Raw genomic sequence first — 15154 nt, forward strand, 5'->3', positions numbered from 1 at the left:
TAAAGCTATTGTATTTATTATGGCTCCTAAACAATCATTCGTGTCTATCAAAGCCTCACGTTTGATTTATAAAGAAATGAAGAAGCCTCCGCAATACATTAGAAATACTAATATAAAGCGGAGGCTTTGTGCTATAAACTATTTTGTTTCTGCTACAGTTTCCTTAAACCTTTTGTTTGTGAACTATTTGTTACTTCTTCAATACTAATTGCGTAACCACCTCCTGGTGCACAGAACTGCGACAATTTTGATTTATTGGTAACTACATACTTTTTAATTTGGTATGCCTGAGGATTGTCTTTAAAATGTGCATCCTTTTTATCAGAATAAATAGTAGCTACGTATTTCTTTCCCGAAGTAAGAAAATCGAAAGCTATTTTAGAAGTTCTTGGCTCTTCGTCGTTTGTACGACCCACAAACCAATTTTCCGAATTTTTATCTTTACGAGCATAAGTAATATAATCGCCTGGTTCAGCCTCAAGCACCAAACTTTTAGACCAATCAACAGGTACATCTTTTATAAACTGAAATGCATCCATAAATTGCTCATAATGCTGCGGTAAATCAGCTGCCATTTGAAGCGGACTATACATAGTTACATATAAAGCCAACTGACGTGCAATAGTTGTTCGTACATAAGAACCATTTTCTGGATTTAACTGACTAACATCTGTAACAAATATACCTGGGGTATAATCCATAGGACCACCAATTAAACGAGTAAATGGAAGAATTGTAGTATGATCAGGAGTATTACCACCAAAGGCCTCATATTCTGTACCTCTTGCAGATTCATTTCCTATAAGGTTAGGATAAGTACGGGCGATACCCGTTGGGCGAACTGCTTCGTGAGCATTAATCATTATTTTATGATCGGCAGCCTTTTCAAGTACATACTGATAGTGATTTACCATCCATTGTCCGTAATGTGACTCTCCTCTTGGAATGATATCACCTACATAACCCGTTTTTACCGAGTTGTAGTTATTATCGTTCATAAACTTAAAAGCCTGATCTAAATGGCGCTCATAATTACGTACCGATCCTGAAGTTTCGTGATGCATCATTAACTCCACACCTTTGCTTTTTGCGTAATCACGCAATCCTTCTACATCAAAATCAGGATAAGGAGTAACAAAATCAAAAACGTAATCTTTTGATTTACCAAACCAATCTTCCCATCCTACATTCCAACCTTCAACTAAAACAGCATCAAAACCATGCTCCGAAGCAAAATCAATGTACATTTTTACATGTTCGGTATTCGCAGCATGCTTACCTGTTGGTTTAGCATTTTCAAAATCAGTAACACCTAACTGTACACTCGGCACATCAGCCATGCTCCAGGTACTCATACCTGTAATCATTTCCCACCAAACACCGATATATTTAACTGGTTTAACCCATGAGTCGTCTTCAAGCGCTAGTGGTTCATTTAAGTTATAGGTCATTCGCGACAATAAAATATCACCCGCTTCTTCACCAACAATAATAGTACGCCAAGGTGTTGTTCTAGGCGCTTGCATATATCCTTTATTGCCATTAACATCAGGTGCTAACATAATTGTAAAAGTCATGTTAGTCTCATCTAAATCAAGATGCATACATGCATACTCTATTAGTGCAGCTTCGTGTAGGTTAATATATAAACCATCATCAGATTTCATCATTAATGCAGACTGTACGCAAGCACCGCCAATTGGACTTTGAGACTCATTTGGTGTTATTGATGCCTCTAACTTTGAACTTATTTCTGATAACTTTGATGTTGTATAATTATATTCTTGTGTGTCGTTATCTCCTGGAATCCACCAAGCTTTATGGTCACCTGCCATAGCAAACTCTGTTACTTCTTCCTCTATAACAAAATAGATCAAGTTATTTTGGTTAGGAAATTCATATCTAAAACCTAAGCCATCATCAAATAACCTAAAACGGATCAATAACTGGCGATCTTCCTTATCTTGATTAAGCGTTACAGCAAGTTCATTATAGTTGTTTCTGATCTCACTTTCTTCCCCCCAAGTAGGTTCCCAAGTTTCATCAAAACTTGAATTCTCTGTTTTAACAATAGTAAAACCACCTGTCAGATCGGCAGCATCTTTTAAAATAAAACCAAGCTTACTATCTAAAACAACAGGCTTACCCTTATAATCTAATTGATAAATTGGCACCCCATTATTAACTTCAAACTTCAAGTTAAAATTGCCATTGGGCGATTTTAATTCTTCTGCTTTGATTACACTGAAGAATCCGATAAAAGCAAAAAATAACAATACGTTTTTCATCTCTTTATTTTTTAATTACACTCTAATTATTAAAATAACTCCATAATTAAACTGGAGTAAGAAACCATTCATATAATATAACACTTATCCATAGGTTCAGCAATTATATAAGCACGAACTCTATAAATTATTGCATTAACTATTAGTATGAATTAACTTCTAATCAAAAATAAGAAGTGATTAGATGAAACTAAACTGAAAGTAGACGATATTTGAATAAATATTAATTAAAAATAAACCTATAAAGCTTATTTAGAGTTGCTTAACATACTAAGTCACATTATAAAATAGAGATTGAAAAGTAGATGTATTTTTGGCAATTACAAGGCTAAAACTGCCCTATCAAAGGCATCTCTATCCATTTTTGCCTTGTTTCTTACCTTAGTTCTGTAGTTATATATTGTTGGATTGGAGTAACGCAGGAATTCTGCAATTTGAGAACTTTCAGTGATTCCTAGTCTAATTAAGGCAAAGATTCGAAGCTCTGTATTGAGCAATTCGCCCTGTTTTAGTATAATTTGCTCATCATCTCTCAATAACGCCTGGAATTTTGAGATAAAATCAGGATGTAAGTCTAAAAAAGCCCTGTCGAAATCATTATAAAATGATTGCAATTCTTTATCAACAACCTCTTTTGATTTCAGTATTTTTAATAATTGAGCAGTATTACTTGAAGCTGTTTTCTTTAATAGGGATAACCTATAATTATCGATACTCCCAATATACGAAGAGCACATCTTTAAATATTTTACTATATATTCGCCCTGCATTACATTTACTTTCTCCAATGCTATATTGGACTCATTAATAGCAATATGACTATTTTTTAACTTATGATTACTATCATTTAAAGCTTCATTTATACTTTTTACATTCTTATTAGCCAGAATAAGCTTATTATTTTGCCTTTTATTAAAAAACAATGACACCAAAAGCACAGTCACTAGGGTAAATGCTACAATACTAAATAGAATTAAATTACGCTTTTCTTTATCTTTTAATCGCTCATATGCTAAATCAATAACAGGCATCACTTTTAATACTTCAAAGCTTCGTAAGCGGGCATTACTAAATAGCGCATCATCTAATGCTACTTTGATATACTTATAAGCTCTATTAATATCGCCCTTTTGAAATAACAGTAAAGCTAATTCGTGTAAAGCTACATTTTCTCTAACCGCATTATAAATATCAGAGCTAGCTGAAAGCGCTAAATACTCTTTTTGCTTATCCAGGTTACTTTGCATAGCATAAGCCCTAGAAATAGTATATGACAGAAAGGCATACCCCCTATCTTTAGGATCGTATTTGTTCAGTTGTTTTTCAAGTATTAGAATCGCATCCTCAAGCTTATTTTTATCAATCAAATTTTCAGCTTGCAGCAAAGAGTAACCTGGGTAATGTTCTTTTGAAATATTAAAAGCAGAATCCTGATATGCGATTCTTGTTTTATTATATATAGGCTCTAGATTAGTACCTGAAGTATATTTAGATAAATACCTATACTGAGTGGTTCGTTCCGTATAATAAGCGAGCAGTAAAATATCGCTTAGCCCACTACTATTAATATTATTTAGTATAGCATCAGCTTCTGTAAACATACCTCCTAGCAAATATGTTTTAGCCATTATTATTGATGCTTCATCTATGAATTCATTTTTATTAGAAGAAGTGGCGTAATCAACAACTAAATCGGCATAAATAATTGCTGAATCAATATTATATGAGCTATAAATATCACATAACTGACGGGCAAGAGTATACTTTGATTCATTATTAGGCGCTATGCTATATAAAGATTTAATATTTGAAATACGTTCTTGTAATTTATCATGATAGAGCACTCTGTTTTCAATTAGTTTATCTAATTGAAGTAAAGCTTCATTATAATTATTGGGATACAAATTATTAAAAGAAAGTATCAGCAAGCACAAGGCTAAAAAAGTATGTTTCATTTTTATTTATTGATTCAATTTCATTTTGTGTGCCTATCATGTGGCAATAGGTGTATAATGAGAACAAATATCTTAAAAATATGTAACTCATTCGCAGTATTTTGTATCGATTTTATGGAATAATCATTCCAAGCTTATTATATTTACCAAATGAGCAAAAAAGAATTAATAGTAGACGCAGCCATAGAACTTATTACTCAAAATGGAATACATAACACACCGATGTCTGCAATAGCTAAAAAAGCAGGAACAGGAATTGGTACAATTTATAATTACTTCCGTAATAAGGATATATTAATCAATTACATTTATGTTAGTATTAAAAAGGAAGAAGAATATATATATAATGCCTTTGATCCTAATATGGCAATAAAGACTCAATTTGAAACCTACTTTATTGCTACAATAGACTTTTTTAAAAGCGAGCCTAATTATTTTAAGTTTATGGAACAGCTTCAGGCATCTCCTTTAATTACACCAGATAGTAAGGCTGAGGGAGAAAAGGCCATTAAATATGTAGGTGAGTTATTAAATAAAGGAAAATCTGATAGAATTATTAAAAACATCTCGAATGCAGAGTTATTGATGTTTATAGGTGGAACTGTATTATCCTACCTACGCTGGTTCTTTTCCTCTAATGCTGCCAATACTAATTCCATCAGCAATCAAGTTACTATGCTGTGGGATGCTATTAAAGATTAAAAATATATTTTGGAATGAACATTCACTCCAACATACTGTTTCTTCATTATACATTCAAAATAAGAAACGATGAAGAGAAATATTTTAATAACAGGAGCCTCTACTGGCGTTGGCTTTGAAAGCGCTATCCTTTTTGCTCGTAATAATTATAAGGTATATGCAAGTATGCGAAACCTTAACAAGGGGCTTGAACTTAAAAAAAAGATAGCTGAGCAAAGTTTAGATATAGAACTAATAGAATTAGATGTAACAAAGCCAGAATCGATACGAAAAGCCATACAACATATAATTGATAATGATAGCAAAATTGATTTGCTTTTGAATAATGCTGGTGCAGGCTTTGCAAAAACTACAGAACAAGCAAATGAAGAAGAAATTCGTTGGGTAAGTGATGTTAACTATCATGGAGTAGTTTTCTGTACTCAAGCAGTTTTACCCTATATGCGCCAACAAAAATCAGGACAAATTATAAATATCACTTCTGTTGGAGGGTTAGTTGGGCAGCCTTTTAATGAATTGTATTGTGCAGCAAAATTTGCAGTAGAAGGATATACTGAGGCGCTTGCAAGTTACGTTACCGATGCTTTTGGCATTAAACTTACTTGTGTAGAACCAGGAGGTATTGTCACTGAATTTATGAAATCGGCAGTAGAAAAAACAACTGTTAAAGGCCAACTAGCTTCGGGAGAATATTTACCTATTTTTGAAAGGTATTTTGCCGGAAACCAGAAAAGAGCATCGGAAAGCAAAGAACAGGTATATCAAACAGGTGAAGAGGTTGCCAATATTGTATTCGATGTAGCCCAGAATCCAACTCCTCCTTTAAGGCTTAGAACTTCTAAATGGGCTGAAGATTTTTGTAAGTTAAAAACAAAAAGTGACCCAGATGGAACTTTATTAGTGAAACAAATTACAGATAGTTTCTTATAATCATATGACAATAAACTCATGGCACAAACAATCTATTGGATATCAACAATAATTATTTCCGCTTTTCTATTTATCAGCTCCTACTCTTATATTTTTAGTGATGCTACTAAGGAAGGAATTAAAGCACTTGGATTTCCTGATTTTTTCAGGATTGAATTAGCTGTATTAAAACTATTGGCTGCTATTTTGATATTAATCCCAAACTTGAATATCCAGTTAAAAGAATGGACTTATGGGGGTATTGCATTGTTTCTAGTTACGGCCTTTGTGGCTCATTTAAAGCACCGCGATTCTATTTTTATAATGTTACTATTAGTTGTACTGATGCTTACCTTAATTGTATCATATATTTATCTGCATAAAAGAATCTAAATTCTTAAATAAAAAAAGCGTATAACCTAACTGGCTATACGCTTTTATATTTTATTCAATCCGCGCTAATTATTCAACAGGGATATCTGTATTTACATTTTTACATCCTGCTAAAGCATACCATAATAAGTAAACCAAAGCAGCAACAATTACCCAAAATGAGGCTGTATAGCTAAGTGTTACATCAGCAACACCTCCTTGAATAAGTGGTAATATTCCACCACCACAAACCATCACCATAAAGATACCGGCACCCATCTCTGTGTATTTACCAATTCCTTCTACAGCAAGGTTAAAAATTCCACCCCACATAATTGAAGTACAAAGACCACACAAAGCGAACAACATTACAGATAATGGAACCGTTTGAAAACCAAAGCTAATATCCGCTAAAAATACAGGCATCTCAACAGTAACTGATTTTGGTAGAAAGATACCAGTACCTACAAGGATTAAACCAAGGCCTGAAACAAATAATAATTGTTCTTTAGCTGAGTATTTTCCACCTAAAGCACCACCTAATAAACGTCCAATTAACATTAAGAACCAATATGTACCTACTACAGTACCAGCAGCAGCAGGGTCAATGCCCATACCAGCAGCTTCACCAGCTTCTGGAGTTAATGGTGCTGTTAAGAAAAGGTTCATAAAGTTAGGAATACCAACTTCAATACCAACGTATAAAAATATAGCTACCGTACCAAACACAAAATGGCGAAATGACATTGGGCCATGATCTTCTTTAGTTTTAGAAGCACTTCCCTTAGCTAAACCTGGTTCTGGAATTTTTACAGCTGCTAGAACAGCAAATGCAACAAGGAAAATAACTAATGCAATTTGAAGTGCTGGGATAGCATCACGAAGAGAAGTTTCTCTTGTAATAGTACCAATTAAAGCACCACCTAAGATAGGTACAATTGTAGCAGCCATAGAGTTTAATGATCCTCCAAACTGAATCAATTGGTTTCCTGATTTACCACCGCCACCTAATGTATTTAACATAGGGTTAACAACTGTATTAAGCATACACATAGAGAATCCTGAAACGAATGCACCTAATAAGTATACCATAAATATTGGAATAAAGTTATCGCCTGGTGCATATGGCATATAGCCAGATACCATTTGTATTGCAACTCCAATAATACCCACTCCGATGGCTGTTAGAGCAGTAAATTTGTATCCTTTATTTTTAAGGATAATCCCTGCAGGAAGCCCCATTACAGCATATGCTATAAAGTTTCCAAAGTTTCCTAGTTGAGACATCCAGTTAGGAATACCATCTTGTGCTTTACAAATTACACCAATAGGATTAGATAACCCAGTTACAAATGATATCATCGCAAATAATGCGAACATCATTATAATTGGCAATAAGTTGCTTTTGTTTTTTGATAAAGTCATTTTTTAGTTTTTAATTAAAAGTATGTTTTTTGGTAAATTTTAGAGCCCGAATTTGCACAAAAAATAGCAAATTCGGGCAATTTGGTAGTGTTTTATTTTGTTACAAACTTGTATACACAAGATTCTTTATATTCTTCTCCTGGTTTAAGGATAGAACTTGGAAAGTTTTCTTTGTTAGGAGAATTAGGAAACCCCTGAGTCTCAAGACATATTGCCGAACGCTTTTGATAAGCTACTCCGCCTTTACCTACATCGCTGCCATCGTGCCAGTTTGCTGTATAAACTTGAATTCCTGGCTGAGTAGTATAAACCTCAATTCCTCTACCCGACTTTGGTTCAGAGTAAACTGCTGCTAAACCTAGTTCACCAGCTCCTTTATCTAAAATCCAATTATGATCGTAACCAACACCAATTTGCAATTGCTCATAATCAGCATCAATTCTATCACCAATAACATGAGTTTCAGTAAAATCCATTGGAGTATCCTTTACGGCTCTAATTTCGCCTGTTGGCGCACAAGTATCATCATAAGGTGTAAATTCCTTAGCATTAATCATTAACTCATGAGAAGTTACTGTTGATCCACTTTCAACACCTTCTAAGTTGAAGAAAGAATGCGAACAAATATTTACATGTGTAGTCTTATCAGTGGTAGCATAATAATCTAACACCAATTCGTTTTCCTCAGTTAATGTATAAGTAATGCTAAATTTAACTGTTCCTGGATATCCTTCTTCACCATCAACACTTACATAGCTCATTTTTACAGATGCACCTCCATTGGCTTCAACTACGCCACCTTCAACATCAAACACCTGATCGTTAAAACCGTTTGGTCCACCGTGTAAACTGTTTGTTCCATTGTTAATTGGTAATTGATAGTCAACACCATCAATAGTAAATTTACCATCCTTAATACGATTGGCAAAACGACCACAAACGGCGCCAAAATATGGCATTCCCTTAAACCACTCTTCAATAGTTTCGTAGCCTTGTACAACATCAGCATAGTTACCATCGCGATCAGCCGCTAAAACACTAACAATTTTAGCCCCGAAATTAGTAACCTGTGCTACCATTCCACCTTTGTTTTTTAAGGTAAATAATGCTACTTCTTTTCCTTTGTAAGTTCCTTTGAAACTATCTTGATCAATAACTTTCATATTATTTTATCGATTATATTATTAAAAAAATGATCTCTTTACTAAATAAAAAATGCAAGTCTCGATGAAGTGTTACTTCATTTGAAACTTGCATTTATATCATATTATGCTGTTGTTAGCATGTATCTATTATTTTTAAACGATTGCCAATTTAAGCGTTTCTTCTGATTTTTGCACCTTTCAAAGCAAAGAAAATAATGTATGCGTAAAATAAGAAGAAGAATGCATAAGCACTTCCGTAATTTGTTACTTCAGCACCATTAAAAGTCATTGTAGAGTTTTCTACAACTTTACCCATAATTACCATCCACATACCTGTGAATACAACACCAGTACAAATAATACCAGAAGCTTGTTTTGCAGCGCTTGCAGGTACATCTTTCATTGAAAGATCGAATAAAACAGACCACATGATAGATAAGAATAAACCTTGCGCAATTAATGGCCAAATTGAGAATGCACTTCCTTTTGTAATAAAGAATGTTGCTAATAAAGCCACACAAATTACTGAGTTTACAAGTAATACTTTTGTTGGCTCATATTTCTTCAATAACCCCGCTCCAATTACACGACCAAAGAAGAAACCTAATGGATAAAATCCTAAAATTTTAGAAGCAAAATCCATTGATTTACCAGCTACATTATACTCAACATAGTTAAGGAAATAATTACCTACACCTACTTCAAGTCCCATGTACATACCGATGGCAATAAATCCTAATACAACTTGAGGGTAGCTCCAAGCACTGCGTCCTTTACCTGCATCTGAGGAATCTTCGTCTCCTTCAATATCAGGTAAGTGCATAAAGTAAAGTAAAGCTGCCGTACCCACTGCTATTGCAGATAAAGTAATAAAAAGAGTTTTAGCTAATTGCTCATTAACAACCACTGAGTCACCACTTGAATCTAAAATATATCCTCCAATAATTGGAGCTAACACTGCAGCTAATGAGTTAATAGCCATTGCTAATGTTAAACGAGAAGATGAAGTTTCAGGCGTTCCAAGAGCGATTACATAAGGGTTAGCAGCAACTTGTAAAATTACAACTCCGATAGCTGTTACAAATAAACCTGCTAAAACCATTCCATAGCCAATATTTAAAGCAGGAACAAATATAGCACAACCGATGGCAACAATAATGGAGCCTATAATTACACTCATTTTATAACCAACCTTTTTTACCATACCTCCCACTGGGATGGAAATGATATATGCACCAAAGAATGCAGCACTTACGAGTTGTGCCTGACTTTCAGTTATATTGAACTGAATTTTCATAAATGGAACCAATATGTTATTAATCCATGTTACAAATCCCAAAAGGAAAAGTAAAAAAGACATAATAGCAAAAGGTACCGTGTAATTCGTTTTTGAATTCCCCATGATAACTTTAATTCTTTATTTTAGTTTGTAATGAATAAAAAAAAGTTGGACCAAATGAATGACCCAACTTTTAATGTTTATGTTATTATTATAACTCTACTTTTACCGATCCTTTAGCTCGAATAAATAACTTATGACAGTTACCTTCGCCAAATACTGACTCTAATGTAGAAATATATGTATCTAATAAATCGTTTGGTACAAAGGCTTGGATTGTACCAGCAAATCCACCACCGTGAACACGCCATGCACCTTTACCTTTTAATACTAAATCAGATAATGCTAACCCTAATGCTACATTTTGCTCAGTAGTTTTTCCACCTACAAAAATATTTTGGTTATACATATATGAGCTATTACCCGACTCAATTACCATTCCTAAGAAATCTTGGAATCGGTTATCTTCTAAAGCTGCAACTTGCTCTACTACACGAGCGTTATCACCTTGGAAGTGAATAGAACGTAAAATAGCACGATCACCTACTTTTTCGCGGATAGAAGGAATTCCTTTAACCACATCTTCCATTGAAAGTGGGCGTAAAACTTCTTGTCCTAATTCTTTGGCAACAGCTTTCATTTCACCTGGTAATGCATTGTACTCTGCATCTAAACCACCATGGCTACCACCAGTGTTTGTAATAACTAATGAATACCCTGTTTTAGCAAAATCAAAATCTAATGCTTTAACAATTGGATTTGCAGGATTTTCGAAATCAATAGTAATAAAACCACCAACAGCACAAGCTGTTTGATCCATTAAACCACAAAATTTCTTACAAGCGTGCTCTGCTTTTTGTCCAATTTTAGCATTATCAACAGGATCTAATTTTCCATCATTAAATAAATGACTAAAGATAGCTCCAATTAATACTTCAAAAGAAGCTGAAGAACTTAAACCTGAACCTTCTGGCACACAACCATGAATTACAGCATCAAAACCACCAATTTTTAATCCTAAATCAGTAATTCCTTTAGCGATAGACTTCACTAAGTTACCCGGAGTTACTTTAAATTCAGTTACTTCTAAATCAGAAAGATCAACTTCAAATGGATCGAAACCTACTGATTTAATCTTAACAACATTAGTTCCGTTAGCAGAAGCTACAGCAATATTATCAAGGTTTACAGCACCTGCAAGTACACGACCTAATTGGTGATCGGTATGGTTACCGCCAACTTCAGTACGACCTGGAGAACTAAATAATGTTACATCATCAGTACCATATACTGCACCAAAATCATTTAAATACTCTGTATAACGATTTGCTTGCTCTTTTAACACAGCAGCATCGGTTCCGTAAATCTCTTTAAAAAATGGGTTATCTCCACCGTTAATCTTTTCGATTAAAGCACTTATCTTAGCCATAATTATTTAATTTATTAAATGGTTGTTTATTATTTAATACTTAGCCCAAACGTTAATTTTTGTATTGGTAGTGCAATAATAATAAAATTTTCTTACAAATTACCTACCAGTCCCTACCGGTTTAGTTTTTTCACACTTTTCAAACATCAAAACCCAATGCACCAACAAGTTAACAAGACACAACCATCTGTATTTTTATCCATTATGAATAAGAGGTATTTAACAATTCTTAATAAACTAACTTAAATGCTCAAAAAAATCATAATCACTATTAACTCATAAACTTTACTATATTTAGTGCGTTTATTAGTTAATTAAGTGATGTAAAGAATGGCAAACACCATACAAGTTTTAGAGCTCGTTGATGAAGCAGGCAATCGCATAGATTTTGTTTGTAAAAGAATAGAAACTCTCTTTGATCAAAATGATGGAATAACAGATGAACCGCATCGCCACAACTATTTTACTATAATTTTAGTTAAAGATGGCAGTGGCACACATACAATTGATTTTAAAAACTTTGAAATAAACAACTCCTCCCTGCATGTTATCTATCCAGGACAAGTGCATAGCTTTGTCACTCCTGATAGACCATCTGGATGGGTATTTAATTTTACTTCATCATTTTTGGCTAGCCAGCAAATTAATAATGATTTAGTTAATAAGGTATATTTATATAATTCATACGGAGATACTCCTCCTCTACATATTAACAACGATCAGTTTATTGTATTTGAGCAACTAGCTCAACAGATTATTGACTATTACCAAAAAGAGAATGAATATAAACTTGACGCTTTAGGGGCACTGGTTAAATTATTTTTTATTAATTCGGCAAACTTATCTTGTAATATTTACCAAAATAAACCACCTAACAACCTAGTTGAAAACAATCTGCTTATCAGATTTAAGAAGTTAGTTGACCAATTGTACTCTAAAGAACACAAAGTTGCGTACTACTCCAATGAATTATCAGTCACATCAGACTACCTTAATAAATACGTAAAATCACAAACTGGAAAATCGGCTAAAGAATTAATACAAGATAAAATTTTGCTTGAAGCAAAGCGCTCTCTAATTTTTAGTAATATAAGTAATAAAGAACTATCCTATCAATTGGGCTTTGACGAACCTTCTCATTTTAGTAATTTCTTTAAGAAGTTTACACAAACCACTCCAAAAAATTTCAAACTTGAAAATGCAGTTCAGAGTTAATAAACTCATATTTTCACCAATAAAAGAGTGAAAAGTCTGATTTTTGCAATACCACCCCTTTTTTTAGTAATTCAACTATACAATTTAGAGCATACATTTGTATTGTTAATAAGAATAAGATTACACTTTCATGTGCTGATCCAATTTCTTACAAATTGTAGGTTCGATGAAAACAGTTATACATAAATCAGATTCCAGAGGCTTCGCCAATCATGGTTGGTTAGAAGCTCGACATTCTTTTAGTTTCGCTAATTATTATAATCCTGACAAGCTTAGTTTTGGAGCATTGCGCGTGCTAAATGATGATATTATTGCTCCTAGTGCCGGATTCCCTCAGCATCCTCATGATAATATGGAAATAATTACGATTCCGCTATCAGGTGCTATCGCTCATAAAGATTCTATGGGTAATAGTTCGGTGATTAAAACTGGAGAAATTCAGGTTATGAGTGCAGGCAAAGGAATTTTTCACAGCGAGTACAATTATAACAAAGATCAGGAACTAAACCTTTTTCAGATTTGGATTATCCCAAATGTAAAGAATATAGTACCTCGATACGATCAGTTAAATCTTGATGATATTCTTAAGCAGAATGAATTAATTCAAATACTTAGTCCCAATAAGGACGATAAAGGAGTTTGGATATATCAAGATGCCTGGTTTCATCTTGGAGATTACAATAAAGAAGCATCTGCTGAGTACACTCTTAAAAATAAAAAGAATGGTGTATATATAATGATGATTGAAGGAGAAGTGTCAATTAATGACACCAAACTTGTTGCAAAAGATGCCATGGGAATTTGGGATTCTACTGCAGTAAATATTAATATAAAACCTGCAAGTAAATTTCTGATTATAGAAGTACCGATGGAACTAAATTAATAAGTCTCAAAAGCATAACTTTAAATATCTAAGTTCAATTAATAAACTATAAATAAATAATTATGAAAAATTTAAATGTATTATTAACAGCAATATTCCTATTATCGGCAATAGGTATTCAAGCAAAAAAAATTGAGGTTGATACTCAAAAATCGACCATAAAATGGGAAGGCAAAAAAGTTGGAGGTGCCCACAATGGTTTTGTTAAACTAAAAGATGCCAAATTAGCGATTAAGAACGATATTATTACTGATGGTGAGTTTTTTATTGATATGGCTAGCATCACAAATACCGACATTGATAATGAAGAATACAATCAAAAGTTAGTTGGACACCTGAAATCAGATGACTTTTTTGGTGTTGAAAAGTACCCTACTTCAAAACTTATTATTACTAATAGTTCAAGTTTTAAAAATGGTATTGCCAAGGTTTCTGGTAATCTAAGCATTAAAGGTAAAACACACCCTATTGATTTTGAAGTAAAACAAAATAGTAATGGATATACAACAACATTAGTAATTGACCGATCTAAATACAACGTTAGATATGGTTCAAGCTCTTTTTTCGATAATTTGGGAGATAAAGTAATATATGATGAATTTACCTTAGAAGTCAATTTAATTACTAAATAAAAAAAATCAGAATTCATTTTCTAGTGATTTACAGAAAGTTGATCTTTCAAAATATTTTACTTTAAGGAAATGTTAAAAACTATAAAAACTGAAACCTTACTAGTATATCAACGTTATTGCGTTTATTGAACTAAGAACTCTCAATCAACGAGTAATGAAAAAGAAGATATCCGGAATTGTTTTGGGTCTATTTGTAATATTCAATGTATCTGGTCAGATGCAAATAGAACGTATTGAAGCTAGTTATATCGCAAATTTTATGCGATATGTAAAATGGCCTAATCAAGAAAGCCTGACAACAATTAAGTTTGGTGTATACGGAAAAGGTACAGCTATATTTAAAGAACTAAGCACAAAGTTAGATGGTAAGAATGTTGGAACTGCCATTATTAAAGTAGTTGAAATAAGTGACGAAGCTGAGTTTTCGGGCTGTCAACTATTATTTATACCCAATGGCAAATCCTATAAAGCAAAAAAGGCATTGAAGGCGATGAATAGTGCTGTTCTTATTATAACGGAGGAACAAGATTTTCATCCTGATTATTCAATTATTAACTTTAAAGTAATCAACTCAAAGCTGGCTTTTCAATTACGAAATAACATAGCTGAAGAAAGAAATATTAGTATTAGTTCTAGGCTGCAACAAATGGCTGCTCAATAGACTAATATTTAATCATTATTATAAAAGCAATCCAATTTTGGGTTGCTTTTTTTGATTACATCGATTCATGAACAAAAAAACATACTTAAAACATCTTTAGCCATTAATTTGCTTTCTGGCTAAGCTCAACAAATTATGATTAGTGCTGTTATATTAAACAGGAATATATTTCTTTTTAATAAATTAGTAAACTATCTTG

At 33.2% G+C, this 15154-nt stretch carries 13 protein-coding genes; 7 read left to right on the forward strand and 6 right to left on the reverse strand.

What is annotated here, in order from left to right; all coding sequences use genetic code 11:
• Positions 1 to 152 precede the first annotated feature (152 nt).
• Entirely contained in the window at positions 153 to 2288 is a 2136-nt protein-coding gene (locus QMO11_RS16630) for a glycoside hydrolase family 97 protein (protein ID WP_282038503.1), read from the reverse strand.
• 320 nt (positions 2289 to 2608) lie between these two features.
• Positions 2609 to 4243, reverse strand: a complete 1635-nt coding sequence (locus QMO11_RS16635; RefSeq protein ID WP_282038504.1) for a DUF6377 domain-containing protein — start codon at positions 4241 to 4243, stop codon at positions 2609 to 2611.
• A 150-nt stretch (positions 4244 to 4393) separates the two neighbouring features.
• Here QMO11_RS16635 and QMO11_RS16640 point away from each other — a divergent pair, with 150 nt between their 5' ends.
• From QMO11_RS16640 to QMO11_RS16650, 3 genes are all read left to right on the forward strand, one after another.
• A complete protein-coding gene (locus QMO11_RS16640) occupies positions 4394 to 4945 on the forward strand; it encodes a TetR/AcrR family transcriptional regulator (protein ID WP_282038506.1) in 552 nt (183 codons plus the stop codon).
• A gap of 69 nt (positions 4946 to 5014) precedes the next feature.
• Complete coding sequence (locus QMO11_RS16645) at positions 5015 to 5875, forward strand: SDR family oxidoreductase (RefSeq protein ID WP_282038508.1); 861 nt, start codon at positions 5015 to 5017, stop codon at positions 5873 to 5875.
• Positions 5876 to 5893: 18 nt separating this feature from the next.
• Positions 5894 to 6247 carry a DoxX family protein gene (locus QMO11_RS16650; protein ID WP_282038510.1) on the forward strand — a complete coding sequence of 118 codons (354 nt, stop codon included), beginning with the start codon at positions 5894 to 5896 and terminating at the stop codon, positions 6245 to 6247.
• A gap of 69 nt (positions 6248 to 6316) precedes the next feature.
• On the opposite strand, the gene QMO11_RS16655 is transcribed toward QMO11_RS16650, so the two are convergent.
• From QMO11_RS16655 to QMO11_RS16670, 4 genes are all read right to left on the reverse strand, one after another.
• The gene (locus tag QMO11_RS16655; protein ID WP_282038512.1) at positions 6317 to 7651 is read right to left on the reverse strand and encodes an MFS transporter; all 1335 of its coding nucleotides are present in this window, start codon (positions 7649 to 7651) and stop codon (positions 6317 to 6319) included.
• 92 nt (positions 7652 to 7743) lie between these two features.
• A complete protein-coding gene (locus QMO11_RS16660) occupies positions 7744 to 8814 on the reverse strand; it encodes an aldose epimerase family protein (protein WP_075602451.1) in 1071 nt (356 codons plus the stop codon).
• A 151-nt stretch (positions 8815 to 8965) separates the two neighbouring features.
• Complete coding sequence (locus QMO11_RS16665; protein WP_282038515.1) at positions 8966 to 10198, reverse strand: MFS transporter; 1233 nt, start codon at positions 10196 to 10198, stop codon at positions 8966 to 8968.
• A gap of 88 nt (positions 10199 to 10286) precedes the next feature.
• Positions 10287 to 11564: a galactokinase gene (locus QMO11_RS16670; protein ID WP_075602453.1), complete on the reverse strand. Its 1278-nt coding sequence runs from the start codon at positions 11562 to 11564 to the stop codon at positions 10287 to 10289.
• Positions 11565 to 11894: 330 nt separating this feature from the next.
• Between QMO11_RS16670 and QMO11_RS16675 the strand changes: the two genes are divergently transcribed.
• The 4 genes from QMO11_RS16675 to QMO11_RS16690 all read left to right on the forward strand — a co-directional run bounded on the left by QMO11_RS16675 (position 11895) and on the right by QMO11_RS16690 (position 14955).
• Positions 11895 to 12779: an AraC family transcriptional regulator gene (locus QMO11_RS16675; RefSeq protein WP_282038517.1), complete on the forward strand. Its 885-nt coding sequence runs from the start codon at positions 11895 to 11897 to the stop codon at positions 12777 to 12779.
• A gap of 166 nt (positions 12780 to 12945) precedes the next feature.
• Positions 12946 to 13662 carry a pirin family protein gene (locus tag QMO11_RS16680; protein WP_282038518.1) on the forward strand — a complete coding sequence of 239 codons (717 nt, stop codon included), beginning with the start codon at positions 12946 to 12948 and terminating at the stop codon, positions 13660 to 13662.
• A 62-nt stretch (positions 13663 to 13724) separates the two neighbouring features.
• The gene (locus QMO11_RS16685; protein WP_282038521.1) at positions 13725 to 14294 is read left to right on the forward strand and encodes a YceI family protein; all 570 of its coding nucleotides are present in this window, start codon (positions 13725 to 13727) and stop codon (positions 14292 to 14294) included.
• Positions 14295 to 14448: 154 nt separating this feature from the next.
• Positions 14449 to 14955 carry a YfiR family protein gene (locus tag QMO11_RS16690; protein WP_282038523.1) on the forward strand — a complete coding sequence of 169 codons (507 nt, stop codon included), beginning with the start codon at positions 14449 to 14451 and terminating at the stop codon, positions 14953 to 14955.
• Positions 14956 to 15154 lie beyond the last annotated feature (199 nt).

This window comes from Saccharicrinis aurantiacus, assembly GCF_947489045.1.
Lineage (GTDB): Bacteria > Bacteroidota > Bacteroidia > Bacteroidales > Marinilabiliaceae > Saccharicrinis > Saccharicrinis aurantiacus.